We start from the raw sequence: 25,469 nt of genomic DNA, 5'->3' as shown, positions 1-25,469 counted from the left end.
GGCCCGATTGTCTCTCTTTGTGCTACCCAGATTGCGATCTGGCAAAAAAAGCAGAAGGCGAGAATAAAACCCAGCTCCTGTCGAAAAAAAGGTGACTGGGTTTCTATCGAGGTGCGTTTATACGCTGCTAAACGACAGCGTCTGCGAGTCATCCAAACCTGCGGTGCGCCAGCTGATTTGCTGACGTTTGCACGTGCGGGAAGTACGGAGTGCGACCCGTGAATGGGCGAAACCGGATACGAATCCCCGCCAGTTCACTCCGCCCCTGCCGCGCAGAGGCGTTTCATCGGCCGGGTGAATCCATACTTCCAAATCATTCGTAACCGTGCCAATCTCTTCTATCATTCGCTTCAACAAGCGGCTGTACAATTCTTCTTCCACCAGTTGGCGAAACGAAGGATGGAAAGGACCGGCCAATAAGGTACCGTCTGAACGAATGTCTTCGGAAGAATGCAATCCCATTCGAATAACGGGAATATCAGCTTGTAGGAGCGGTACCCACATTTCAGCGACCCAGCGGACTGCCTCTTCCACCGTTAAAGGCTTATACTGATGCGTGACATATAGCCATTCCAGTTCCGTACCGGCAATGACAAGTGCCGGATAGATCCGCACAAAATCCGGGGCAAGGGCGACAATCGTTTTGATCGTCTCCATGCTTTTTTCAAGCGTATCGCCCGGTAACCCCGGAAGAACCTGAAGGCCAAGCCGGACAGAAGGAAACTTGCGAACGATCTTGACGGCTTTCACCACATCTTCAGCCGTATGCCCCCGTTTTGAAAGCTCAAGCACTTCATTATCAAGCGACTGGCAGCCAAGCTCCACCGTGGTTACCCCGTACGTTAACAAATACTCCATAATGTGGTCCGCAATGTAATCCGGCCGCGTGGACAACCTGATGCCCTGCACACGTCCTGCATCTATATACTCCCTGGCAACCGACAGCAGCATCGTCTGGTATTTGCGCGGCAGACCGGTAAAGCTCCCGCCAAAGTATGCAATTTCAGCAGATTGCCCGGGCTGCACCGTTGAAAGCTGATTTTCAATCGATGCCCGCACAGCTTCCCCGGTCAGTATGTTTTCCCGTTTTTGTCCGGTAATCCGGGATTGATTGCAAAACACACAATCTTTCGGACACCCCTGGTGGGGGACAAATACAGCAATATTGACATGCTGTTTCATGTTATCACCTTGCTTTATCGCTTTACCTTAAGCAGCTGCATGGCCACCTGGGCTGCGTTCTGTTCCGCTTCTTTCTTGGAGCGGCCTTTTCCCTGTCCCATTACGCTTCCATTCAGCGTTACTTCCGAAACAAACTCCCGGTTGTGCGCGGGACCGTATTCCTGGACAATCCGGTAATGGATTTCACCGAGACTGTCATGTTGGACAAATTCCTGCAACTGACTTTTGTAATCGATGACCCGGGTAAAATTACCCTGGTTAATGCTCGGGTACACATATTTTTCAAGAAAGCGAAAGACTTCCTCAATCCCCTGATCGAGATAAAGCGAACCGATAAACGCCTCAAAAACATCGGCTAACAGCGCCGGACGGTAGCGCCCCCCCGTCAGTTCCTCCCCTTTGCCAAGCAGCACGAGATCCCCAAAGTGAAGCTGGTTGGCAAAATGCACAAGGGAAGGTTCACATACGATAGAAGCGCGCAATTTCGTCAGCTCACCTTCCGACATTTTCGGATAATTCATGTAGAGAAATTGCGAAACCGTTAGTTCAAGCACGGCATCTCCCAAAAACTCAAGGCGTTCATTGTCCTGAAATGGCTTTCCCCGGTGTTCGTTCACATACGATGAATGGGTAAACGCCTGTTTGAGCAGTTTTTCATTTTTATAGCGTATGCCTAATTGATTCTGTAGCTGTAGAAAATCCAAAACCTGTTCACCACCAAATGCTCAATCCGTGTATTTTTTAAAGATAATTGTCGCATTATGGCCACCGAATCCCAATGAATTAGACATTGCAATGTTTACATCCATCTTTCTCGCTTCATTTGGCACATAATCCAAGTCGCATTCCGGGTCCGGAGTCTCATAATTGATCGTTGGCGGGACGATGTGATCGCGAATCGCAAGCGTGCAGGCAATCGCCTCAACCCCGCCCGCCGCGCCAAGCAAATGTCCCGTCATGGACTTCGTTGAACTGATTGCTACTTTATAAGCATGCTCACCAAACGACTTTTTGATAGCCATCGTTTCAAATTTATCATTATAATCGGTGGATGTGCCGTGGGCATTGATGTAGTCGACTTGACTTGGTTCAATTCCCGCATCCTTCAGCGCTGCGGTCATCGCCCGGGCCGCGCCTTCCCCTTCGGGTGCCGGCTGGGTAAGATGATACGCGTCCGCACTCATCCCGTATCCAATAATTTCAGCAAGAATTGTGGCCCCTCGTTTTTTCGCATGCTCCAGTGATTCAAGGACGATAACACCCGCACCCTCACCCATGACAAACCCATCCCGGTCTTTGTCGAATGGGCGGCTTGCTTTTTGCGGTTCATCATTACGGGTTGAAAGTGCTTTTGCGCTGGAAAAACCGGCAAGAGCCATCGGGCGAACAGTAGCTTCCGCCCCTCCTGTAATCATCACATCCGCAATGCCACGCTCAATGATTTTAAAAGCATCTCCGATGGAGTGGGTAGCACTCGCACACGCTGTAACCGCAGCGCTGTTTGGTCCTTTTGCGCCCAACGCAATGGATACCTGGCCGGATGCCATATTCGCAATCATCATCGGAATAAAGAACGGGCTGACGCGGCGCGGGCCTTTCTCAAGCAAAATGGTGTGCTGATCTTCCCACGTACCGAGTCCGCCGATGCCCGAACCGATGTACACACCGACTCGTTCTGCGTTTTCTTCGCCAATATCGAGTTTCGCATCCTCCACGGCCATTTTCGCCGCAGCGACAGCAAACTGAACAAAGCGATCCGTGCGCTTTACGTCTTTTCTTTCCAAGTAATCTTCCGGGTTGAAATTTTTTACTTCTGCCGCTATTTTTGTCGGATAATCCGCTGTGTCAAACGCTGTAATATAATCAACACCGGATTTACCGTTCAGGAGGCCTTCCCAGAAATCGGCTGCATTGTTACCAATTGGAGTCACCGCTCCCATACCTGTTACCACTACACGATTTTTCATAATTTCACCTCTGCTATGTTAAACAGCTCCATGAACTGATATTCATTCTTATCTACTTAGAAAGTCCCGCATGTAAAATATACGGGACTTCTAACTAGACTACTCTACTTACTTATGTGAGTTTATGTAATTAATCACGTCACCCACAGTTGCGATCTTCTCAGCATCCTCATCAGAAATCTCAAGGTCGAATTCATCTTCGAGTTCCATAACTAATTCTACAACATCAAGAGAATCTGCACCCAGATTGTCTTTAAATGATGCTTCCATTGTAATTTCAGATTCGTCAACACCGAGGCGATCAACGATAATTTTCTTTACACGGTCGAAAGTATCAGCCAATTCATTCACCTCCCCTCAAGTATTATACGATATTGTTACATGTACATGCCACCATCTACATGCAAAACCTGGCCTGTCATATACGATGATTCATCGGAAGCGAGAAATTTTACGACGTTCGCCACATCTTCCGGCTTGCCAAGCCGTGCCAGCGGAATTTGTGAAAGAAGGGCACCTGTTGTTTCTTCACCAAGAACATCCGTCATGTCCGTTTCAATGAACCCGGGGGCCACCGCATTGACGGTAATATTCCGACTGGCAAGTTCGCGGGCCGCCGATTTCGTCAGTCCAATCACACCCGCTTTAGCGGCGACATAATTCGCCTGCCCGGCGTTGCCCATAACGCCAACCACCGATGAAATATTGATAATCCGTCCGCCTCGCGCTTTCATCATCGGGCGAGTAACCGCTTTAATGCAGTTAAACACGCCTTTCAGGTTGGTTGCGATGACCTGGTCAAAGTCTTCTTCTTTCATGCGCATCAGAAGATTGTCACGGGTAATTCCCGCATTGTTGACTAGGATATCAAGCTTTCCAAACGCTTCGATCACCTGCTTGACCATCCCTTCCACCTGTTCGGCATTCGCAACGTCGGCCTTCACGAGAATAGCTTTGCGCCCCATCCCGCTGATGATGTCTGCTACTTCCTTCGCGGCCGCTTCGTTTCCGGCATAATTGACCGCGATGTCCGCTCCCTGCTCCGCAAGCGAAACCGCGATCGCCCGGCCGATACCCCGGGACGCCCCTGTAACAAGCGCTGCTTTTCCTTGTAACATGCGCTTTCTTCCCCCTTTTCTCTATTAGACCAGCGCTTTCAGTTCCTCTACCGCCTTTTCAAGCGTGGGAATATCCGAAATGGCGATCGTTTTCACTTTGCGATCCACCTTTTTTACGAGACCGGAGAGCACCGTTCCAGGGCCAATCTCAACGAAGAGATCCACTCCTGCTTCCAGCATAAAACGAACGGAATCTTCCCATAAAACAGGCGAAGCCACCTGCTCGATAAGTGCAGTGCGAATGTCTGTTTGGTTAGTGATAGCCTTAGCGGAAACGTTAGCGACAACAAGCGCTTTCGCATTGTTGATTTCATAGCCGCCTAGCTTCTCCTGGAGTTTTACTGCTGCCGGTTCCATCAACACAGAATGGAATGGACCGCTGACATTGAGTGGTATGACGCGTTTAGCCCCCGCCTCTTTCGCCATGTCTCCCGCTTTCGATACTCCCGCGGCACTTCCGGAAATCACGATCTGCCCGGGACAATTGAGGTTGGCCAGCTGTACAGGGTCCCCCGTTGCCGCAACCTGCGTGCACAGCCCGGCGAGAGGTTCGCGATCCATCCCCATGACCGCGGCCATTGCTCCCTGTCCGGCGGGAACCGCCTGTTCCATATATTCGCCGCGTGCCCGGACGATTTGTACCGCATCCCCGAAAGCAAGGGATCCTACCGCAACAAGCGCGGAATATTCGCCAAGGCTGTGCCCGGCTGCGTAGTCGGGCACAATCCCTATCTTCTCTTCTATCACCCGCAGGATAGCCGTACTTGTCGTTAAGAGGGCCGGCTGCGTGTTCGCCGTCAGGCGCAGTTCCTCCTCCGGCCCTTCAAAGCAAAGTTTGGAAAGGGAAAACCCGAGCGCTTGATCCGCGGCGTCAAATACGTTCCTGGCCGCTGGCTCCGCTTCATAGAAATCTTTGCCCATGCCAACAAATTGAGAGCCCTGGCCGGGAAATATAAACGCTATTTTACCCATTTTTTTATTCGCGTCCTTTCTCTTTTGTTGACCATTTGATTGCGGTAGCACCCCATGTGAGGCCGCCGCCGAATCCCACCAGTACAAGCGTATCTCCCTCTTTAATCCGCCCTTCGCTCACCGCTTCGTCAAGAGCCACCGGGATTGACGCCGAGGACATATTTCCGTAACGATTCAAGTTGACAACCACTTTATCTTCGGACAAACCGAGGCGCCGCATGGCAGAATCTATAATTCGAATATTGGCCTGGTGCGGTACGAGAAAATCGACATCTTCCTTCGTAAGACCCGCTTTCTCCAGCACTCTGTCACAGGCGGAACCCATCACGCGTACAGCAAATTTAAATACCTCGTTACCGCTCATATAGAGGAAATTATCACGACTGCCCGGTTCAACTTTAGATAGCGGCTTGCGTGAACCACCGGCTGGCAGCTTGAGCGATTCCGCGCCGCTTCCGTCCGCGCCAAGGTCGAACGAAAGAAAGCCCATTCCATCTTCCACCGGTCCGATAACAGCGGCACCCGCGCCATCACCGAACAATACACACGTGCTGCGATCCGTGTAATCCGTAATTTTCGAAAGACTCTCTACCCCGACAACCAGTACATAACGGTACATTCCACTTTTGATAAACTGCGTGGCAACGGATGCGCCATATAAAAAGCCGGAGCAGGCCGCGGACAAATCAAAAGCGGCTGCTTTCTTTGCCCCCAGTTTTTCCTGCACGATGCAGGCTGTGGACGGAAAAAACATGTCCGGAGTTACCGTAGTAATAATAATCAGATCAAGGTCTTCAGCTGCCACGCCGGATGTTTCAAGGGCACGGGAGGCCGCCTCAAATGCCAGATCCGATGAAGCCTGATCTTCGCGTGCAATATGGCGCTCGCTAATTCCGGTGCGGGAAACGATCCATTCATCCGAGGTGTCTACCATTTTTTCCAAATCTGCGTTTGTTAGTACTCGCTCCGGCAAATAACGACCGGTTCCAAGAATACCCACTGAACGTTCCTTACTCATTTCCTTCACCACTTTCTCCCTGTATTTCTTGCGCAATTAACATATTTACGTCCTGTTCGACAAAGCTCTTTGCCTGGGCAATCGCATTTCGGATGGCCCGGGCGTTCGAGGAACCGTGCGCCTTGATGCACGTACCCTGGATCCCCATAAGGAGTGCACCGCCATATTCCGCATAGTCCATCTGCAGCTTAATTCGCTTTAAAGCCGGCTTTAACATCATCGCTGCGGCTTTACTTGGAATATTGCGAGTAAACTCCTCTTTCATAATATTAAAGATGGCACGCGCCATACCTTCCATTGTTTTAAGCAAAATATTTCCGGAAAACCCATCGCAGACAACGACATCACATACATGCTCCGTAACGTCGCGAGCCTCTACATTGCCGATAAAATTGACCGAACTGTTCTGCAGCAGCCCGTATGCTTCCTTTGTTAACTCGCTTCCTTTACCGGCCTCTGTCCCGACATTCAAAAGGCCAATCCGCGGTTTTTCCACCTTCATTACCTTTTCTGCATAGATGCTTCCCATTATGGCATATTGGAGAAGATTTTTAGGCCCTACATCCATATTGGCCCCGGCATCCAAAATCATAACCCCCTGACCGCTAATTGTAGGGACAATCGGGCTTAAGGCCGGACGTTCGATCCCCTTAATCCGGCCGGTAATCAACAGCCCGGACGTCATAAAAGCCCCGGTGTTGCCTGCCGAAATGCACGCATCTGCCTCTTTGTTTTTTACCATCGTAACTGCTACAACAAGGGAAGAGTCTCGCTTGCGGCGCATCGCTTTAACCGGTTCTTCATCGGCAGAAATGATTTCGCTCGCGTGGCGTACCTCGATATTTTTCGGCGCGTTTTCCAGTAAAGGCATTAGCTGTTGTTCATCTCCGACCAGAATAATACGCAGGTCCGGCCAATCTTTCGCAGCCTGTAAAGAGCCTTCAACTGTTGCATGGGGAGCAAAGTCGCCTCCCATCGCATCAATGGCAATAATCATAATTCCTCCTAATTTTCATGGCTGGCTTTGCCTGTCAAAATCTTTCACCCGGTACACGCGAAACGTACCGGTAAATACAAGTTCATCACGGACGCGCGTTTCCACCCGCACTTTGCTTTGGTCGCCGTCTGTCGAACGGACAAAAGCTTTCGCAACCAGCTTTTCACCCAGGTGTACAGGACGCACGTACCGCACTCTGGCTGCCGCGGTTAAGACGACATCGTCCTCAATGACAGCCACCGCCAATGAATTCGCCTGGGCAAAGATATGGTGCCCTCTGGCAATCTGCGTTCGTGAAAATATATGGTCGTATGTAATCTCAAGAATCGAAATCGCGGAGTGGTCCAACTGCAAATCAACCAGTTCACCGACAACCTCATTCAACGGAAGCGACTTCACGTCATCAAGCTTGCGCTGCGCGACGTATCTAATCCGTTCACGCAATTCGGGAATCCCCATCTCCAACCGGTCGAGCCGCACGGTCGGAACGCTCACCTTAAAATGGTCCGCAAGCTCTTCATCAGTATAAAACGGATTTCTTTCCAGCATTTCGGCCAGCACCTGCTGGCGAACTTTTTTGCTAAGGCGAGGCATACCGCTTCATCGCCACCTATTTTCGATTTTTTATTACCTGGTATTAAGAGCAGTATAAATAAATTTTAACGCGATGACAACAGTAATTTCACTCTTCTTCTAAAGAAAACTTGGCTAGCGTCAAGCGCTGGCCTTAGTTGCACTTATGCAGATAAGAAAGTTATACTTTCTTATCTACCGAAGAAATTATCTTCTCGCTGCACCAGCCGCTTTCCTGCTTGGCAAAAAATAAAGATGAGAAAAACTCGCGGGCGTTGCCGCTCGGCCTTTTTCTGCAGGGTAGCGAAACGGCCGCTTAGTGACCGGAAGGTCGGACCGACAAAACATCTGGGTATCTCAAGGATGGAGACAATTGTCGGTCTGATCAACCTTCCGGCCACACGCTCCACATCGAAAAAGCAACGTTCGGCACACCCCCGTGAGTTTTTCTCAGGTGACCAACGGAAGAAAGTATATGTTGCTTTAACACTGTAAAGCAACATATACTTTCCTTAACGACAAAAAAAGGCAGGATAACTGTTATCCCGCCCTTTTTTGCCGCATTATTGATTAACGATTTGGTTTCCTTTGTATGTTCCACAGCTTTTGCATACACGATGCGCTAATTTAAGCTCGCCGCACTGTGGGCATTTTACCATACCTGGCACTTCTAATTTGAAGTGAGTACGACGCTTGTTCTTACGAGTTTTGGATGTTCTTCTTTGAGGTACTGCCATTAATCCCACCCCCTTTACAAGAGCACAAAAAGCAAATGTTATCTATTTGACAGGACATAAAATCCATCAAAACAACAATCATATTACCTGATTTTCTTAGAAATGAAAAGCATTTATTTATCCTGTTTGCCAAAAAGTTCGCCAAGAACCGCCAAACGAGGGTCAATTCTCTCAACAACACAGCCGCATGATTTCCGATTCCGGTTCGTTCCGCATTCCGGACAAATTCCTTTGCAATCGTCCTTGCAAATAAGAACCGAAGGCACCGACAGAAGAACAGCCCCCTCAAGATGAGGCTGAAGATCCAATTGGTCATTTTCCAGCGGGTGGATTTCCATCTCTTCATCTATCTCAATCTCGGCAGCTTTCTCGTCTACAAACGTTTCCTTTATCGTTTCACGATACGCGTACGTAAAAGGTTCCAGACAGCGGGCACACTCCATCGTGAGCTCTCCCGCAACGTGTCCTTCTACCATATAGAGTCCGGATGTCGTATAAGCCTCACCAGCGAAACGGGCGGGCCCTGCATCGATAATTTGCGGATGGCGACCTTTCAAGTGAAGCGCCACCTCCCGATCAATCGGCATCTTGTTGCCGTGGAGCTGCAGCAATTCATTTTTATGGATTTTCATCGAGGTTCACCTCATTTCGAGCAACAGATTTTATTATATCTTTTCAACAATTATTTTGTCAATCGTAAGGAAACAAAGAAAATACGGCTGTATTTTAGGAGAGCCCATGTCACAATCCTTAGTTGCACGGATATAGATTAAAAAGTATAACTTTGTTAACGGCATTCATTCTGACCAGTTGAGGAGGACCACATGAAAACGGTTGGTCTTATTGTGGAATACAACCCTTTACATAATGGACATGCTTACCATTTTCAAGCTGCCAGGGAACAGACAGGGGCCGCTGCCGCGATCGCGGTTATGAGCGGCCATTTCCTCCAGCGGGGTGAACCGGCCATCACAAACAAGTGGGCGCGCGCCGAAATGGCCTTGCACCTGGGGATTGACCTTGTACTTGAACTCCCTTTTGTTTATGCTGCCCGAAATGCCGAACAATTTGCATACGGGGCGGTGTCCATCCTTCATGCAACAGGTGTGGTGGATACCCTGTGCTTCGGGTCGGAGAGCGGCGATATTTCGTGGATGATGCCGCTCGCAAAGCATCTCGCAGAGGAACCGGCGCTGTTTCAGCAGGCGCTCCGGTTGGCGTTATCGTCCGGGACAAGCTACCCGGCAGCCTATGCCCACGCGGTAAATGTCCTACTTGCCGGTTTGCCGGACTTACGCAGCAAGGTGAATGTGTCCGAACCAAACAATATTCTTGGATTGAACTACTGCATGGCGCTGGCACGCCTGCAAAGCCCCATCGTTCCCGTCACGGTTCAGCGCTCCAAAGCGGGATACCACCAACCCGTTATTACCGACCATGCTATCGCGAGCGCAACGGCTATCCGCCGCATCATCCGGGAGAGCGGCGATTTATCGGACATCCGCCCGTACGTGCCCGGGACCACGTACGGCATTCTGCAGCGGGAGAAGCTGGCCGGCCGCTTTCCGGTAACATGGGATCAGTTCTATCCGTACCTGCTGGCCCAGATTATCACCCGCGGACCGGATGAACTCGCCGCCATTTTTGAGATGGGAGAGGGACTGGAGAATCGTGTTTATAAACAAACCATGCAAACGTCTGCATTTGAACAGTTGTTGCACGCACTGAAAACAAAGCGTTATACATGGAATCGTCTGCAGCGCACCCTTCTCTACATTTTGCTGAACCTGACGGAAGATAAAATGAAACACGCCGGCACCGCCCCCGCTTACATCCGGGTTCTCGGCTTTACCGAACAGGGGCGGATGCTGTTGAAACAAATGAAGGAAACGTGTTCTCTTCCCATTATTACGCGCATTGGACAAAACCGCCACCCGATGCTTACGCTCGATATACGGGCGGGTGAAATGTATGCGATCGGGCTTCCCGCAGCGGTTCGGGACAAAGAAAAGCAGAGGGAATTCTGGCAATCCCCCCTGCAGGTTTAACCGTTCGTTTTAGGCGGCAAGCTGTGTAAATAACGGAGCGCGTCATCAATCGTACGAACCGGCACGATCTTCATCTTAGTCTTTAACTTGTCCGCCGCCTGTTTGGCTTCCACATAATTGGGCAGCAGTCCGCTTCCCGGGGGAACGATATCGTTCGGGGCGAAAAAGATATCCGCTTTTTCCTTATCGGAAGCCTGCACCTTATGCTGGATGCCCCCGATACGTCCTACCGTCCCATCTTCAAAAATTTCACCGGTTCCGGCGATGCGGTACCCCTTTGTTAAATCGGTTTTTTGCAGCTGATTTAAAATTTCAAGCGTGAACATCATACCGGCGGAAGGACCGCCAATCTGGTCGGAATGGATCGTGACTTTGCGGGACAGTTCTACCGTCCGCTTTGTGGCAGGCGCATAAATGCCGAGACCTGCCCGTGCCGGCTGTCCCGGTGCAGTCGGAAGCTTTTGCAACGCCACGGTGACACTCCTGCTCTGGTTGTCCCGGAGAAATTCGATTTTTACGGTTTCTCCGATTTTCCTGCCCTGGAGCGCTTTTAACAGCTCCTGTGCAGTTGTCACCGGCTGTCCGTCGACGGCAATAATATCATCCGCTACCTTAAAAATCTTCTCGGCAGGCATTCCGGGGATCGTTTCCATGACCATCGCGCCTTCATTTTTCACTTTAAACAGGACACCGGCTTTTTTGAAAGCTACTATTTCCGCTTTTTCCTGAGAATCTTTCATCACTTCCAGCTGCTGTCTCTCATACTGCTGATCCGTTTCGTTCGGGCTGTGAATGTCACGCACATTCATTAAATCCGCATACGGGTCGGCTTTGGCGAGAAGATACGTCAGTACAGTCGTTGGGCCCATACGGACCGTTGTCAGCATCAGTACCCCCTTCTCACGCTTCTCTCCGCCCTCGACAGTGACCATAGGCTGCAGCGCGATGGCCGAGCCGGGGCGAATCACATAGTAGGAAGTCGGGATAAATGCGACGGCGGCGAGGGCAACCGCCAAAATCACGGCAAGTAAAAATGCCGACCAGTTGTTTAAAAAACGTGGCCGTCTATGTTGTTCTTTCATTGTTCATTCTCCATTCATTTATTTTCTGCTTAATCTCTGGAATCATCTTACGGGCGGCCAGTCTGCCCTCTTCTATAATCCGGTCAATGTTCGTAAACGATGTGGAGCTAAACTGCCCCACTTGCGGAGAAATCATAACATCCGCGTGAATGACCCGGTGGCGGAAAATTTCCTGCTCCATAATATCTACCGTCTGTGATATCACATCGAAAAACGAGCGGATAGGCACAGTAGAAGCTGACGATGCTACATCCACTCCAATGGTGAGATTCGCTCCCATGGCTTTCGCCACTTCAATCGGCACACGATCCACAACGCCTCCATCCACAAGCAGTTTATCACCAAGCTTGTAGGGTACAAAAATCCCCGGAATGGACACGCTGGCACGGACAGCCTGATAAATCGGTCCGTCTTTAAAAATAACGCGTTCTCCCGACAGCAGGTCTGTGGCAACAATGGAAAGCGGACGCGCCAATTGTTCGATCATCTGATTCTTCGTCAGAAGCGCAACGACCTGCCGCAGCTTTTCGCCTGTGACAAAGCCTGTGCCGGGCATGCTAAGGTCAAGCCAGTGCTTACGCTTTAAATGAACCGCCAACTTCTCCATCATACGCGGCGTATAGTCACAGGCATACAAAGCGGCGATTAAACTCCCCATACTGCTGCCTGCAAGATACGCCGGATACACTCCGTTTTCCTCCAGGACTTCCAGCACACCGATATGCGCAAACCCCCGCGCGCCTCCCGCCCCTAATGCCAATCCGATCGAAAGCATTCTCTCACCTCTTTATCTCCAACCTTTTGAGGGGTTGGTCTATTTCAAAAACCAAATACGTACAGATATATACAGGATTGTACGATTGGAGGAATCAAGCATGCGCATCGCCCGACCCCACCTTGTAACGCTGCTCCTAGGAGCCTGCTCGTTTATACTTGCCTTTAGCCTATTGCTTTTTCCTGAGGACTCATTTAAAGCGTCCCTTCGCGGGCTTACGATATGGTGGGATGTTGTTTTCCCGGCTTTGCTTCCCTTCTTTATCGCATCAGAGATCCTGCTCGGATTTGGTCTGGCCCATTTTATGGGCGTCCTGCTTGAACCTCTTATGCGTCCTGTTTTTAACCTGCCAGGTACCGGATCCTTTGTCCTGACCATGGGATTTGCTTCCGGCTATCCGGTGAGCGCCAAACTAACCACCCGCCTGCGTGAACAAAAGCTCATCTCCCGTGTTGAAGGGGAGCGTCTTGTATCGTTTACAACGACATCAGACCCTGTGTTCATCACCGGAGCCGTTGCGGTCGGCTTCTTTCACAGCGTAAAGACAGGGATTATTCTCCTTGTCGTCCACTATCTCTCCGCGCTGCTTATCGGTGCTATCATGAGTTTTTACAGGCGAGGGGATGAAAAAACCCCGTCATTAAACCCTTCCGATAAACCTATTTTATACCGGGCGCTGCAGTCCATGCACCGGGCGCGTATGCGGGACGGGCGTCCAATTGGAATGTTGATGGGGGACGCTGTTAACGGAGCGATTCAGACCCAGCTCCTCGTCGGCGGATTCATGCTGTTTTTTTCCGTTGTACTCACTGTTCTTATGAAATTGAACTTCATCACCCTGATATCCGTCCCACTGGGAAATCTCCTTCATATGCTCGGCTATCCATTACATAGCGCAAAGGCTTTCATTTATGGTTTTTTCGAAGTCACGCTGGGAGCTAAACAGGCAAGCACTCTGTTCAGTTCGGATCTATCACTGTTTATCATGGCAGTTGCAAGCGCTATTCTCGCATGGGGCGGGATTTCTGTCCATGCTCAGGTTGCGAGTATTCTTGCTGAAACTGATATTCGCTATCTCCCGTTTTTATTCGCGCGCTGCTGCCATGCCGTTCTCGCCTTTATCCTGACTTTTCCGATCGGCTCCGCTCTATACGGGCATTTGCAGGATAACGCCATGACGGTCTGGCTGGACAGCCTGGAGCTGTCCAGCTTCTCATCAGGAACCGTCGTACCTTACACCGGGATTTCCAGCGTTCTATGCATCGGGATTATTATTATCATGGCACTTTTTCTCGGAATATGTAAAGTGTATGCCAGAAAAAGCCGGTGAATGTAATGTTACGTGCAAGATGCATCGAATCCATGTATTTTTGCGGAGTTTTCCCTTGCGGGGAAGTATCTAGTGTCCGTGCTTCTCTTCCGATTGGGAACCGTCCCGAAACATCTGGGTAGCTCAATTATGGAGTCAGTCGGGCCTAAAAGCGTCCCCAAACTCCAGAGAAGCACTGAGCAGCGGAAAAAAAGCAAAAATAAACGGATTTCGATGCATCTTCAACGTTTCACGGAATGTAAATACTAAGCAAAAAAAGCCCGTGATCACTCCTAAGGTAAGTGGTACGGACTTTTTTTGCTGAATTTTGATTGCCAAAGCAAGGCAGACTTACCGTTTCAAAGTTGAGCTTTTGGGCTGGCACCTTTGAATTTTACTTTGAGCGCTTGTTCTACTACAGGCGGCACGAGGCTGCTGACGTCAGCATCATATTTTGCGACTTCTTTGACAATGCTTGAGCTTAAAAAAGAGAACTGATTGTTGGTCATCATAAAAAAAGTTTCGATTTTTTTGTCAAGCAGCCGGTTAATCGAGGCCATCTGCATCTCATATTCAAAGTCGGAAACAGCGCGCAAGCCTTTAATAATGGCGTTGGCGCCTTTCGTATGCATGTAGTCGATAAGCAAACCTTGGAAGCTGTCTACTTCCACGTTGGGAATATCCTTCGTGACTTCCCGCAGCAGTTCAAGCCGTTCTTCAACGGTGAATATCGGTGACTTCGTCCGGTTGGTAAGCACGGAAACAATAACTTTATCGAAAACTTTAGCTCCTCGATTAATGATATCAAGGTGGCCATACGTAACGGGGTCAAAGCTTCCCGGACACACAGCAATGCTCATGATTAATACGCCTCCTTTATACGTGTTACGGTTCCTTTATGTACTGTGTTTCGTATATATCGTAATGGTGGTCAGGCCGTAATTTGATTCTTTTATTTTGCGTACGGAACCAATTTTATCCGCCAAAACATCATCAGAAGCATGTTCAGCCACAATCACAGCGCCATCCGCAAGAAGGTTGTGATTATCCATCATAGCAATCTGACTTTCGATTTTTTGCTCGGCATACGGCGGATCGAGAAATACCACATGAAACACCAGTTCCCGTTTAATCAGCGCCTGAAGCGCACGGTTGGCATCATTCCGGTAGACTTCTGCCTGCTCCCGAAAGCCGGTCGCTGTAAGATTGTCGTAAATAACCGAGATGGCTTTACGGTTCGCATCCACAAAGACGCATCGCTCCATTCCACGGCTCAATGCTTCGATGCCAAGCCCTCCGGTACCCGCGTATAAATCAAGCGCCGTTCCCCCTTCGAAATAGGGGCCGATCATGTTAAAAACAGATTCTTTTACTTTGTCCACGGTCGGGCGCGTTCCTTTTCCTGGCACCGCTTGCAATGGATGCCCCTTCTTAGACCCGGATACAACTCGCATAACATTATCCTCGCTTTCACGGGCTTTTGCACCTTCACATCGTAACACAAACGGTGATTTAAGGTAAATAAGAATTGATTAGGTATATTCTTTCCCTTTTTGGACCACAATACGAGTATCAGCACGGGATGTGCTGTAGACAACCGCGGAGAAGACTTACGTTTCCCCATAAGTTCTTCCTCCGGTTTCTCCTCTCCCATTATGCGAGCCTTCTTAGGAAGGTTTGCCCGTCCGATGAATTTATCGGGCGGTTTTTTTATTTTGTAGAGTTTTACCGTTCTTTATCTTATACTAATAATGGCTACATTTTCATATAGAGGGGATTCATTCCTCTAACGAGGTGACGGACAACATGAATGCAAAGAATAGAGAAATAGAAGACTATGTACTTAGCCACAAAACCGGCGCAGAGGAAACCCTGCTTAAACAGTTGGAGGATATTAAACATGCGCTCGACGAATCCTCCATTGTCGCCATTACCGATGCAGAAGGCATTATTCAATATGTAAATAAAAAATTTTGTGAAATTTCCAAGTTTAGTAAAGAAGAGTTAGTAGGACGGACTCACCGTATCATTAAATCGGGGTTTCACTCAAAGGATTTTTTTGAAGATATGTGGAGAACGATAGTGAGTGGGGAGATATGGCACGGGGAGATAAAAAACCGCACCAAGGACGGTAAGATGTACTGGGTTCAGACGACGATTGTCCCTTTTTTGGACCAGAACGGAAAACCCTATCAATACATATCCATTCGAAATGATATCACAAAGCGAAAAGCATTCGAAGAAAAAATAAACTTTATGGCCTACCACGACTCGCTTACAAAGCTTCCTAACCGCAGGCTGTTTCACGAACGCCTGACCACGGCACTCGACACGGGAAATCCTCTCGCGGTAATGTATATCGATTTAGACAAATTCAATGTAGTCAATGATTCACTGGGCCATCTATTCGGGGATCACCTGCTGCGAAATGTCGCAGAGAGGCTTCTTACATGCGTTGCCGTGGAAGATACCGTCGCCCGTTTAGACGGAGACAAATTTACGATTATACTCCCAGATACCGAGCAAAAAAAGGTCCAGACCAGCGTTGACAAGATTATCTGCGAGTTTACCCGCCCTTTTTGCTTAGAAGGATACGATGTCTATGTTTCCCCTTCCATAGGAATTTCTTTTTCCACAGAAGGAAAAGACGCGGACATGCTTCTGAAGGAAGCCGATACCGCCCTTTCTCACGCGAAGCAAAAGGCCGTTTCTTATCAGTTCTATACCCCTCATATGAATAACACCGCGTATGAAAAACTTATGCTGGAGACAAATCTTCGTAAAGCGCTGGAGCGCGACGAGTTTGTCCTCTATTATCAGCCGCAAATTGACATTCATACCGGACATATCGTAGGAACCGAAGCGCTAATCAGATGGCAACATCCCGAGCAGGGGTTTATTCCCCCGATGGAATTCATTCCACTCGCGGAAGAAACAAAATTAATTGAACCGATCGGCGAATGGGTGCTGCGTACCGCCTGCCGGCAAAACAAAACATGGCAGCTTGCCGGATACCCGCCTTTGCGGATCGCCGTCAATCTTTCGTCCCAGCAATTTCAACAGGATAATCTTGTGGAAACCGTTGCCCGAATCCTTAGGGACACGGAACTGGACCCAAAATACTTAGAACTGGAGATTACCGAAAGCATGATGATGAAGGTGGAACCGGCCATCGAAACTCTGCATCAACTCCGGGATCTCGGCGTTCAAATCAGCATGGACGATTTCGGTACGGGATTTAGTTCGCTTAACTATTTAAAAAACTTTCCCATTAACCGTTTAAAAATTGACAAATCTTTTGTGCGCGACATTCACAGCGGCTCAAAAGATTCGGCCATTGTGACAACGATTATTACGATGGCCCATAATCTGAAGCTTCATGTCATTGCAGAGGGAGTCGAAACAGAGGAACAGCTTTTATTTTTGAAACAACAATATTGTAAAGAGGCGCAAGGATATTTATTTACTCCTCCCCTTCCAGTCAGCGAATTGGAGAAAATTTTGGACAAACAAATTCCCCGCTAACCTGCCGGGGAATTTGTTTGTCTCGAAATAATAATCACCCTATTCTCTATCATAGAATAGAATAAGGTACATCAACGGGGAGCCGGTGCTTCATGCGGCATACCCTTTTTACTATGATAAAAAAGGAAACGAAATCACCATGGATATTTTCAATCACTTAACTCAGTATTTAACGAAATATGAACACCTGGAAATGTACATCCGCCTTTTGCTGAGTGCAATCTTCGGGTTTGCGATAGGGCTAGAACGGAGCAGCAAATCAAAGCCTGCCGGAATTAAAACGTATTCCTTTGTATGTGTGGCCTCCACGCTGTTGACCCTTGTCTCGATCTATGCGGTTCAACTCTATTCGATCCCGGGCCATACGACGATGGATCCGATGCGCCTCGCCGCACAGATTGTCAGCGGGCTCGGCTTTCTTGGGGCAGGTCTGATTATTCACCAGGGCCAATCGATTCATGGCCTGACTTCCGCCGCTATGATTTTTTTCGCCGGTGGAATCGGTATTGCCGTAGGAGCTGGCTTCTACGGTATGACAGCTTTCTCTATGGTTGTCATGTATACGATTCTGCGGCTTGGCGAGCGATTCGAAAAAAAGCAAAAAACGTCCGGTGCGGAGGATGAAGACACCGATCATTAGTTCCTGGCCGTGTCCCCTGCTTTTAATCTCGTACTTTTCCGGCGAAAAATTCGTCTTCTTTCAAATAATGCCGCAGGCCGGAATAAGCCTCGGCTTCCCAAAAGGCTTCATTTTCCACCAGTTCGGCCGCTTCCTGCCGGGCTACCTCAAGCATCCGGTAATCCTGCACGACATCCGCCAGCTTAAATTCGGGCAGGCCGCTCTGTTTTGTCCCAAAGAAATCACCGGGTCCGCGCAGCTCCAGATCACGCTGCGCGACTTCAAACCCGTCGTTTGTCTCCGTCATAATCCGCATTCTCTCCCTGCCCACTTCCGATTTCGGGTCTGCAATAAGGATGCAGTACGATTGCTCCTCCCCCCGTCCGACGCGGCCGCGCAGTTGGTGGAGCTGTGCCAGCCCGAAGCGATCGGCATCATAGATTACCATGACAGACGCATTCGGTACGTTTACCCCGACCTCAACGACCGTCGTGGAGACAAGCACCTGTATTTCTCCCCTGTTAAATCCCTCCATCACTTCTTCTTTTTCACGCGGATGGAGCCTGCCGTGCATTAAACCGATCTGATAGGCACGGGTAAAATACCGGTTAAGCGCGGCGTGGACATCAATGGCATTCTGCACATCAAGCTTTTCCGATTCTTCGATAAGCGGACAGATGACATACGCCTGACGCCCTTTGTCGACCTCTTTGCGGATAAATGCGAAAATCCTCTCCAGCATCTCGTGCCGCACCCAATACGTTTCAACCGGCTTGCGTCCCGCGGGAAGCTCATCAATCGTTGAAACATCCATATCGCCAAACGCGGTAATAGCGAGAGTCCGCGGAATCGGCGTCGCCGTCATAAATAAAACATCCGGGTGAAGTCCCTTCTCTCTCAATATCCGCCGCTGTTCCACCCCAAAACGATGCTGTTCGTCTGTGATAACGAGCCCAAGGTTGGCGAAATATACATCCTCCTGAATAAGCGCATGGGTGCCGACAATGATGTTCAACATGCCGGACTGGAGCTGTGCCAGAACATCCCTGCGCTGTCGCACCGTTGCGCTGCCGGAAAGCAGCGCGATTTCTACGTGAAACGGTGTAAGCAGGTCTTTTAGTGTGGCATAATGCTGCTCGGCCAGAATTTCAGTCGGCACCATCAGCGCCCCCTGGTATCCGGCACACACCGCTGCATATAAAGCAATCGCAGCGACAACGGTCTTTCCGGACCCCACGTCGCCCTGCAGCAGGCGGTTCATACTGTAATCCGCCTGCATATCTTTGAGAATGTCTCCTGCCACACGACGCTGTGCCCGGGTAAGTGGAAATGGCAGGCTGTGAACAAATTCACGTATCTTATCCATCGGGATCGGCATGGCCGTTCCATCGGTACTGCGCCTGTTGACCGCATGATATGCCTGCATTTTTAGCTGGAATAACAACAGTTCTTCAAAAGCAAGCCGCCTGCGCCCCTGCTTCCCGTCCTCCACGCTGGCCGGAAAATGAATATGGCGTATCGCCTCTTCCCGTGACATTAAGCGATACTTTTCCAGCAAATACGGTGGCAAAATCTCTCGAATGTCATGGCCGAACTGGTCGAGCGCGGCGCGAATCCAACGGCGCATCTGCTTGACAGAAATAGACGCCGTCGTGGAGTAGACCGGCGCAATGGTTCCTTCTTTTTCTTTCGTTTTTGCCGCATCCATAAAATGATGCTCGCTTACAGACAGTTGGAGCCGTGACCGTTCAAATTTGCCGCTCACCATAATTTCCCGTCCGGTTTGCAGCTGGTTTTTCAGAAAAGGACGGTTAAACCAGTTCGCTGTTACGACCACACGGTCCACAACAATTTTTACTGAAATTCTTGATTTTTTCTTCCCGTAAAAACGAACAACCGGCTCACCGTATATCGTGCCGATGACGGTAATTTTCTCTCCTTCTTCCGCCTGCGATAAATCGCGTACCCTGTAATCTTCGTAGCGGTAAGGGAAATGCTCCAGTAAGTCCCGGACCGTTTCAATATGTAAGGATTGAAGGTCGGCGCTGCTCTCCGCTCCAATCCCCTTCACCTTTGTTACGGGGCTCAGTAAAGCATTCACTATTTCTGATTCAGCGGCACACCGAAAATTTTCCCTTCCAGTGCACGTCCCGTTGGAGTAGCCGCCAATCCTCCCAGCGCCGTTTCCCGCAATGTGTGCGGCATCGTTTTTCCGATACGATACATTGCGTCAATCACCTCATCACACGGAACCCGGCTTTCAATGCCCGCCAGCGCCATATCAGCCGCTACCGTAGCCACTGCCGCGCCCATCGCATTTCGTTTGACACAGGGTACTTCTACAAGGCCTGCGACAGGGTCACACACGAGGCCAAGCAGGTTTTTTAATGCGATGGCGGTGGCGTGCGCCGATTGTTGGGCTGTTCCCCCGGCCAGCTCGACAATAGCAGCAGCTGCCATTGCAGTCGCGGATCCCACTTCAGCCTGGCAGCCCCCGGCCGCGCCGGAAATGCATGCATTGTTTGCGATAACAAAACCAATCGCGCCGGCGGTAAATAAGTAACGAACCATCGCTTCCCTTCCTGCCCCAAGCTTTGATGCCGTTGAAAACAGAGTTCCCGGCACAATCCCGCATGCACCGGCCGTAGGGGTGGCAACAATCGTTCCCATTGCCGCATTGACTTCATTGGTCGCGATCGCTTTACTTACCGAGTCGAGAATATCCGGGCCGGCGATCGTTTTGCCTTTGCGGATATATTCCTGCAGCTTTTTGGCGTCTCCTCCGCTCAAGCCGCTGCGCGACTTGACGTCTTCGGTAATTCCCCGCTGCACCGCTTCCTCCATAATATCCAGGTTACGGTACATTTGGCTCATTATGGCTTCACGGCCGCGCCCTGATATGTCCATTTCAGCCAGAATCATAATTTCTGAAATTGGCTTGTTTTCCTTTAGACACAATTCAACCAGTTCCGCCACTGTTTTAAAATTCATTTACATGCTCCCTTCTATCTGACCTTCTTAGATGATAATAAGCTTGGTTATGGCATAAGAACAGAGACGGAGAGAACATACGGCATGGATGTAATTTCCTCTACTAACCGCTCAGGGATCGGCTGGTCCGTTTCAATGACCATTAATGCCTCGCTTCCCTTTTCACGGCGGGCCATTTCCATCGCCCCGATATTAATTTTATATTTCGCAAGGGCATTGGATACACCGGAAATCATTCCATAGCGATCTTCATGGAGGACCAGTAAGGTTGGGGCATTTCCCGATAATTTTAACGGAAACCCGTTGATTTCCGTCATTTCAATTTTACCGCCGCCAATCGAGATGCCGACGACCTCGAGTTGGAAGCCCTCTTTATCCCGCAGTTTAATTCTTGCTGTATTCGGATGGTCGGCCTCATCCTGGCTCACATGAAAGTTCACATCCACACCAAGGTCTTTTGCAATTGCAAGAGAGTCCACGATTCGACGATCAAAGGTATCAAAATCCAGAATGCCGCCAACAATGGCGATATCTGTTCCATGCCCCTTGTGCGTTTGCGCAAAGGAACCGTAAAAGGTAATGTCAACAACGTCGGGCTGCCTGGCAAAAAGCGTACGGGCCACACGCCCGATTCTGGCGGCCCCGGCTGTATGGGAACTGGAAGGGCCGATCATCACAGGCCCAATGATGTCAAATACAGTACGATACTTCATAATTTCCTCCCCATAGGAAAAAACTTGGCTCGCCTAAACCAAAAGCGCAGGCAATAGCTTAAGCTGCTCTTATTATACCTTATAAAACGTAATCGCTAACAGACCCGGACCGCCATAAGTGCCGATGACCGGCCCGATCTGTGTAAGAATCAATTCCGTCGTGTTCAGTTCACGTTTTACTTGCTCCATTAGTGTGCGTGCTTCTTCCTCATCCGTAGAATACAGGACAGCGGCCGCTACCTGCTCGTCCCCGGCAAGCTCTTTACACCGTTCGAGAATATGGCCCACCGCCTTTTTCTTCCCCCGCACTTTTTCTACCGGGGCCACCACCCCATTCCCGTCCAGGGTAAGGATAGGCTTCACATTTAAGAGGGAACCGACGATAGCGGACGCTTTACCAATTCGACCGCCTTTTTGCAAATACGTAAGAGTATCCACAACGAAAAATACCCGCTGGTTCTCCATGATTTTCTGCCCGATAGCAAGGCATTCGTCCCCCGTTTTTCCGTCCCGCGCGGCTCTGGCGACCGCCACCACGATGGCCCCGAGCACGTAAGACGCGCTTTTGCTGTCTACCACATGAACCTTTACTTTGTCTTCCACCATTCCGGCAGCTAATGTGGCCGTCTGGTAGGTTCCACTCAGAGAACCGGAAAGGTGAATCGAAATAATCTCGACTTCGCCTTCCTCTGCGAGTCTTTCATACAAGTCTGTAAAATCGACCGGAGACGGCTGGGATGTTGTGGGCAGTTTCTCCGCATTTGTAAGTTTTTCGTAAAAATCCGCTGGCAATAAATCGACATTGTCGAGGTAGCTTTGCTCGTCAAAATGAACTTTTAGCGGAACAATGGAGATGTCCAGTTCCTCTGCTAATGCCTTTGGTATATCAGCCGTGCTGTCCGTTACAATTCGCAATCGCATACATTGACCCCTTTACCTGTTTCATTACTACTCCACAGCGATAATAAAAGAATAGAGCGGTTGTTTACCATTGTGAATTTCCACTTCCATTTCCGGATAATCTGTCTTAATTTGCTTTACAAGGCGGTCGAGCACCGGTTCGTTTACATCTTCGCCATAAATAACCGTAATCAATTCATCCTCACCGGACACCATTTGAACCAGCATGTTTCGGGCTGTTTCAACAATGTCTTTGGCGGCTGTTACGATTGCCCCGTCTACAATACCCATAAAATCACCGGAATGAATCTCCTGTTCATTGATGGTCGTATCGCGCACGGCATACGTTATGTGGCCAGTCTTAACGAGGGCCAGGGATTGCCGCATTTTTTCTTTATTTGCTCCTAATTCAATAGACGGATCAAACGCGAGCAGCGCAGACATCCCCTGTGGAATGGTTAGGGACGGAATCACTTCACACGGTATGCTCACCAGCTGTGCCGCCTGCTCAGCAGCCATGATGATATTTTTATTGTTCGGCAAAATGATAACGTTGTCGGCCTGGCAGGAATCAATCGCCTTCACGAATTGTTCCGCACTCGGATTCATTGTTTGTCCGCCTTCGATGACGATATCCGCACCAAGGCTTTTAAAAATTTGTTCAATGCCTTTTCCCGCAGCCACCGTTACGATTTCGTACGGCTTGCGGTTGAGGGAATCACTTTCAGCCGGCAGGTGGAATGGAGCGATAAATTCAGGGTTCAGGTTCGGCATTTTATCGTCCTGCACGCTGGCTTGCTGTACAGAGTGCTGGCGTGCTTCCTGTTTTTTTAACACTTCTTCATGCTGCAACCGCATGTTTTCAATTTTCATCCGGTCAAGCATGCCGTATTTTTGAGCGTAGGTGAGCACACGGCCGGGTTCCTCCGCATGAATGTGAACCTTGACAAGATCAGCATCCGATACAACAAGTAGTGAATCACCAAACCCGCTCAACTGTTCCCGAAAGCTCTCTTCCGAAAATCGCTTACTGTTCGTCAGGTGAACCATAAACTCCGTACAGTATCCGTATTGAATGGCAGCCGGGTTTATATGATGGTGTTCCATTACATCATTGTTTATGGACAACGCCGTTTTATTCTGCGGTACGGCATCACCGGTAATGAAGGGTTCCTGCAGCGGTTCTGCCTTGTCCACACTCCTGACAAAGCCTTCATAAATATACACCAGTCCTTGTCCGCCGGAATCGACGACTCCCACTTCTTTAAGCACCGGGAGCTGGTTCGGTGTATTCGCAAGCGCTTTCCTCGCTCCTTCCAAAAGAGCCTCTAACACATCAGGCACCGAGCCATACCGTGCAGCATTCCGGGCGGCGTTTGCCGCTTCCCTGGCAACGGTTAGAATCGTCCCTTCTACAGGTTTTAGAACGGCTTTGTACGCCATATCGACACCCTGAACGAACGCATGGGCCAGCTGTTTGGCATCTGCAACCTGTAGTTCCGCCATCCCTTTGGCAAACCCCCGAAAGAGCTGGGAGAGGATCACGCCGGAGTTGCCGCGGGCGCCCAGTAAGAGTCCCCGTGAAAGAACCGCTGCTACCGCCTCCACTGCTTCGTCCGTGCTTTTATTAAGTTCATCTATGCCTGAACGGAACGTTAAGTTCATATTTGTTCCGGTGTCCCCGTCCGGAACCGGGAAAACATTAAGCGCATTCACTCTCGCGGCATTCTGTTCCAAACAGTTTGCACCCGCGGCAAACATCCGGCGCAGCACCTGTCCGTTTAACGTCTTTTCGATCACACTATTTCCTCCCCTAGGAGTTCTCGCCACGAACACCCTGCACATATATATTAACCCTGTCAACATCAATGCCTAAATCTTTATTCATCGCATACTTCACACGTTCCTGCACAATATGGGCCACTTCCGATATCTTCGTGCCGTATCTCACGATTATATATAAATTAATCTCCACCAATTTGCCTTCATTGTCCACCTCTACACCGCGAGACAAGTTCTCACGCCGCAAAATATCGGCAATCCCGTCTTTCATCGCTCTACGCGACGACATGCCGACAAGACCGTAGCACTCCATCGCCACAGCGCCGGCAAGGGTGGCAATCACCTCTTTTTCGATTTCAATCTTTCCAAGCTCTGTGCTTAACTGAATGGTCATAGGAAAAGCCCCCTTTAAATCAATGTTTTGCCGTATGTACGAAAACTCCTCATCATTTTACTACAAACCCCTTTTATTTTAAAGAAAACTTGGCTAGCATCAAGCCAAAAGCGCAGATGGTAGCCTTAGTTGCACTTATGAGTAAAGGGAATTTCTTGACAGGTGTATTGATTATTCTATGAATGTGTGATATTATGCTAAAGTATGTAAATAAGAGTCACGATGAACGACTTCATCTCACATAAGGAGGTGGAATGAATGGCACGTGTATGTTTTGTAACTGGAAAACGAGCAAAAACCGGTAACTCAAGAAGTCACTCCAACCGTGCAAATAAACGCAAATGGGGCGTTAACGTACAAAAAGTACGTATTCTTGTTGATGGTAAGCCAAAGCGCGTTTATGTAAGTACAAAAGCTTTACGCTCCGGTCTTGTAACCCGCGCTTAATAGCGACAAAAAAAGCACCCTTTAGCGGTGCTTTTTTATTTCTTGCATATGCTCTTCGTTTTTTCACTTCTTTCCAGCACCCAGAATGGCACGGATGATTCCTCCCAGAATCCTCGGTAATTTAATCGTATAAAATCGCATGATGCCCCCTCCTCATTCATGTACCGTTAATTTAGTATATTCACCTATCAACCAGAAATGTGTATCTTTTCCCCGTTATTTTCTCCTTTCAGAATATGCAGGGCAGAGCGAAAATATGAGTGTTTGCAAGATGCATCGTCGGGCCTAAAAGCACCTCCAAGCTCCAGAGAAGCACTGAG

Annotated in this window: 28 protein-coding genes; 6 read left to right on the top strand and 22 right to left on the bottom strand. The window is 49.4% G+C overall.

The window, feature by feature from the left end; all coding sequences use genetic code 11:
• Nucleotides 1–117: 117 nt before the first annotated feature.
• The 9 genes from H525_RS22350 to fapR form a co-directional block, all read right to left on the bottom strand.
• Nucleotides 118–1,182: an elongator complex protein 3 gene (locus tag H525_RS22350; protein ID WP_051330702.1), complete on the bottom strand. Its 1,065-nt coding sequence runs from the start codon at nucleotides 1,180–1,182 to the stop codon at nucleotides 118–120.
• A 14-nt stretch (nucleotides 1,183–1,196) separates the two neighbouring features.
• Entirely contained in the window at nucleotides 1,197–1,886 is a 690-nt protein-coding gene (rnc, locus tag H525_RS0100570) for a ribonuclease III (protein WP_027414565.1), read from the bottom strand.
• Between the two features lie 21 nt (nucleotides 1,887–1,907).
• Nucleotides 1,908–3,149, bottom strand: coding sequence for a beta-ketoacyl-ACP synthase II (fabF, locus tag H525_RS0100565; protein WP_027414564.1), 1,242 nt, complete (start codon nucleotides 3,147–3,149; stop codon nucleotides 1,908–1,910).
• Between the two features lie 108 nt (nucleotides 3,150–3,257).
• On the bottom strand, nucleotides 3,258–3,491 hold the full coding sequence (gene acpP, locus H525_RS0100560; protein ID WP_027414563.1) for an acyl carrier protein: 234 nt from the start codon (nucleotides 3,489–3,491) through the stop codon (nucleotides 3,258–3,260).
• Nucleotides 3,492–3,526: 35 nt separating this feature from the next.
• A complete protein-coding gene (gene fabG / locus H525_RS0100555; protein WP_027414562.1) occupies nucleotides 3,527–4,267 on the bottom strand; it encodes a 3-oxoacyl-[acyl-carrier-protein] reductase in 741 nt (246 codons plus the stop codon).
• 24 nt (nucleotides 4,268–4,291) lie between these two features.
• Entirely contained in the window at nucleotides 4,292–5,239 is a 948-nt protein-coding gene (gene fabD / locus H525_RS0100550; protein WP_027414561.1) for an ACP S-malonyltransferase, read from the bottom strand.
• 4 nt (nucleotides 5,240–5,243) lie between these two features.
• Nucleotides 5,244–6,257 (bottom strand): beta-ketoacyl-ACP synthase III, encoded by a 1,014-nt coding sequence (locus H525_RS0100545; protein ID WP_027414560.1) that lies wholly within the window; start codon nucleotides 6,255–6,257, stop codon nucleotides 5,244–5,246.
• On the bottom strand, nucleotides 6,250–7,254 hold the full coding sequence (gene plsX, locus H525_RS0100540) for a phosphate acyltransferase PlsX (RefSeq protein WP_027414559.1): 1,005 nt from the start codon (nucleotides 7,252–7,254) through the stop codon (nucleotides 6,250–6,252). The genes H525_RS0100545 and plsX overlap by 8 nt, the downstream gene beginning before the upstream one ends.
• 15 nt (nucleotides 7,255–7,269) lie before the next feature.
• Nucleotides 7,270–7,848, bottom strand: a complete 579-nt coding sequence (gene fapR, locus H525_RS0100535) for a transcription factor FapR (protein WP_027414558.1) — start codon at nucleotides 7,846–7,848, stop codon at nucleotides 7,270–7,272.
• A 234-nt stretch (nucleotides 7,849–8,082) separates the two neighbouring features.
• Here fapR and H525_RS26860 point away from each other — a divergent pair, with 234 nt between their 5' ends.
• Nucleotides 8,083–8,322, top strand: a complete 240-nt coding sequence (locus H525_RS26860) for a hypothetical protein (protein ID WP_155837031.1) — start codon at nucleotides 8,083–8,085, stop codon at nucleotides 8,320–8,322.
• Nucleotides 8,323–8,390: 68 nt separating this feature from the next.
• Here the strand turns inward: H525_RS26860 and rpmF are convergent, their stop codons facing one another.
• Complete coding sequence (gene rpmF, locus H525_RS25930; RefSeq protein WP_081413162.1) at nucleotides 8,391–8,564, bottom strand: 50S ribosomal protein L32; 174 nt, start codon at nucleotides 8,562–8,564, stop codon at nucleotides 8,391–8,393.
• Nucleotides 8,565–8,677: 113 nt separating this feature from the next.
• Entirely contained in the window at nucleotides 8,678–9,196 is a 519-nt protein-coding gene (locus H525_RS0100530) for a YceD family protein (protein ID WP_027414557.1), read from the bottom strand.
• A 192-nt stretch (nucleotides 9,197–9,388) separates the two neighbouring features.
• Between H525_RS0100530 and H525_RS0100525 the strand changes: the two genes are divergently transcribed.
• A complete protein-coding gene (locus H525_RS0100525; protein ID WP_027414556.1) occupies nucleotides 9,389–10,612 on the top strand; it encodes a nucleotidyltransferase in 1,224 nt (407 codons plus the stop codon).
• Here H525_RS0100525 and H525_RS0100520 read toward each other — a convergent pair.
• Nucleotides 10,609–11,694: a SepM family pheromone-processing serine protease gene (locus H525_RS0100520; protein WP_027414555.1), complete on the bottom strand. Its 1,086-nt coding sequence runs from the start codon at nucleotides 11,692–11,694 to the stop codon at nucleotides 10,609–10,611. The genes H525_RS0100525 and H525_RS0100520 overlap by 4 nt on opposite strands.
• Nucleotides 11,678–12,469 carry a patatin-like phospholipase family protein gene (locus H525_RS0100515; protein ID WP_027414554.1) on the bottom strand — a complete coding sequence of 264 codons (792 nt, stop codon included), beginning with the start codon at nucleotides 12,467–12,469 and terminating at the stop codon, nucleotides 11,678–11,680. The genes H525_RS0100520 and H525_RS0100515 overlap by 17 nt, the downstream gene beginning before the upstream one ends.
• A 100-nt stretch (nucleotides 12,470–12,569) precedes the next feature.
• Between H525_RS0100515 and ylbJ the strand changes: the two genes are divergently transcribed.
• A complete protein-coding gene (gene ylbJ, locus H525_RS0100510) occupies nucleotides 12,570–13,799 on the top strand; it encodes a sporulation integral membrane protein YlbJ (RefSeq protein WP_027414553.1) in 1,230 nt (409 codons plus the stop codon).
• A 338-nt stretch (nucleotides 13,800–14,137) separates the two neighbouring features.
• On the opposite strand, the gene coaD is transcribed toward ylbJ, so the two are convergent.
• Both coaD and rsmD read right to left on the bottom strand, forming a co-directional pair.
• Nucleotides 14,138–14,638, bottom strand: coding sequence for a pantetheine-phosphate adenylyltransferase (gene coaD, locus H525_RS0100505; protein ID WP_425387625.1), 501 nt, complete (start codon nucleotides 14,636–14,638; stop codon nucleotides 14,138–14,140).
• A gap of 36 nt (nucleotides 14,639–14,674) precedes the next feature.
• Nucleotides 14,675–15,232, bottom strand: coding sequence for a 16S rRNA (guanine(966)-N(2))-methyltransferase RsmD (gene rsmD / locus H525_RS0100500; RefSeq protein ID WP_027414551.1), 558 nt, complete (start codon nucleotides 15,230–15,232; stop codon nucleotides 14,675–14,677).
• 352 nt (nucleotides 15,233–15,584) lie between these two features.
• Here rsmD and H525_RS22345 point away from each other — a divergent pair, with 352 nt between their 5' ends.
• Together H525_RS22345 and H525_RS0100490 are read left to right on the top strand one after the other, a co-directional pair.
• Nucleotides 15,585–17,303: a putative bifunctional diguanylate cyclase/phosphodiesterase gene (locus H525_RS22345; RefSeq protein ID WP_051330701.1), complete on the top strand. Its 1,719-nt coding sequence runs from the start codon at nucleotides 15,585–15,587 to the stop codon at nucleotides 17,301–17,303.
• Between the two features lie 85 nt (nucleotides 17,304–17,388).
• Complete coding sequence (locus H525_RS0100490) at nucleotides 17,389–17,943, top strand: MgtC/SapB family protein (protein WP_342664260.1); 555 nt, start codon at nucleotides 17,389–17,391, stop codon at nucleotides 17,941–17,943.
• 22 nt (nucleotides 17,944–17,965) lie between these two features.
• On the opposite strand, the gene recG is transcribed toward H525_RS0100490, so the two are convergent.
• The 6 genes from recG to H525_RS0100460 form a co-directional block, all read right to left on the bottom strand.
• Nucleotides 17,966–20,023, bottom strand: coding sequence for an ATP-dependent DNA helicase RecG (gene recG / locus H525_RS0100485; RefSeq protein WP_027414549.1), 2,058 nt, complete (start codon nucleotides 20,021–20,023; stop codon nucleotides 17,966–17,968).
• Entirely contained in the window at nucleotides 20,023–20,913 is an 891-nt protein-coding gene (gene sdaAA / locus H525_RS0100480; protein WP_027414548.1) for an L-serine ammonia-lyase, iron-sulfur-dependent, subunit alpha, read from the bottom strand. The genes recG and sdaAA overlap by 1 nt, the downstream gene beginning before the upstream one ends.
• Nucleotides 20,914–20,960: 47 nt before the next feature.
• Nucleotides 20,961–21,626, bottom strand: coding sequence for an L-serine ammonia-lyase, iron-sulfur-dependent subunit beta (sdaAB, locus tag H525_RS0100475; RefSeq protein ID WP_027414547.1), 666 nt, complete (start codon nucleotides 21,624–21,626; stop codon nucleotides 20,961–20,963).
• 72 nt (nucleotides 21,627–21,698) lie between these two features.
• On the bottom strand, nucleotides 21,699–22,547 hold the full coding sequence (locus tag H525_RS0100470) for a DegV family protein (RefSeq protein ID WP_027414546.1): 849 nt from the start codon (nucleotides 22,545–22,547) through the stop codon (nucleotides 21,699–21,701).
• A 27-nt stretch (nucleotides 22,548–22,574) separates the two neighbouring features.
• Nucleotides 22,575–24,371 (bottom strand): DAK2 domain-containing protein, encoded by a 1,797-nt coding sequence (locus H525_RS0100465; protein WP_081413160.1) that lies wholly within the window; start codon nucleotides 24,369–24,371, stop codon nucleotides 22,575–22,577.
• A complete protein-coding gene (locus H525_RS0100460) occupies nucleotides 24,340–24,702 on the bottom strand; it encodes an Asp23/Gls24 family envelope stress response protein (RefSeq protein WP_027414544.1) in 363 nt (120 codons plus the stop codon). Before H525_RS0100460 ends, H525_RS0100465 begins: the two co-directional genes overlap by 32 nt.
• Nucleotides 24,703–24,960: 258 nt before the next feature.
• On the opposite strand from H525_RS0100460, the gene rpmB reads away from it, so the two are divergent.
• Nucleotides 24,961–25,149 (top strand): 50S ribosomal protein L28, encoded by a 189-nt coding sequence (rpmB, locus tag H525_RS0100455; protein WP_027414543.1) that lies wholly within the window; start codon nucleotides 24,961–24,963, stop codon nucleotides 25,147–25,149.
• Nucleotides 25,150–25,212: 63 nt separating this feature from the next.
• Here the strand turns inward: rpmB and spoVM are convergent, their stop codons facing one another.
• The gene (spoVM, locus tag H525_RS25920) at nucleotides 25,213–25,290 is read right to left on the bottom strand and encodes a stage V sporulation protein SpoVM (protein ID WP_081413169.1); all 78 of its coding nucleotides are present in this window, start codon (nucleotides 25,288–25,290) and stop codon (nucleotides 25,213–25,215) included.
• Nucleotides 25,291–25,469 lie beyond the last annotated feature (179 nt).

The organism is Aneurinibacillus terranovensis DSM 18919 (genome assembly GCF_000430625.1).
GTDB lineage: Bacteria > Bacillota > Bacilli > Aneurinibacillales > Aneurinibacillaceae > Aneurinibacillus_B > Aneurinibacillus_B terranovensis.
The sequence above is the reverse complement of the archived record's forward strand: the minus strand, read 5'-3'. Positions and strand labels throughout refer to the sequence as shown.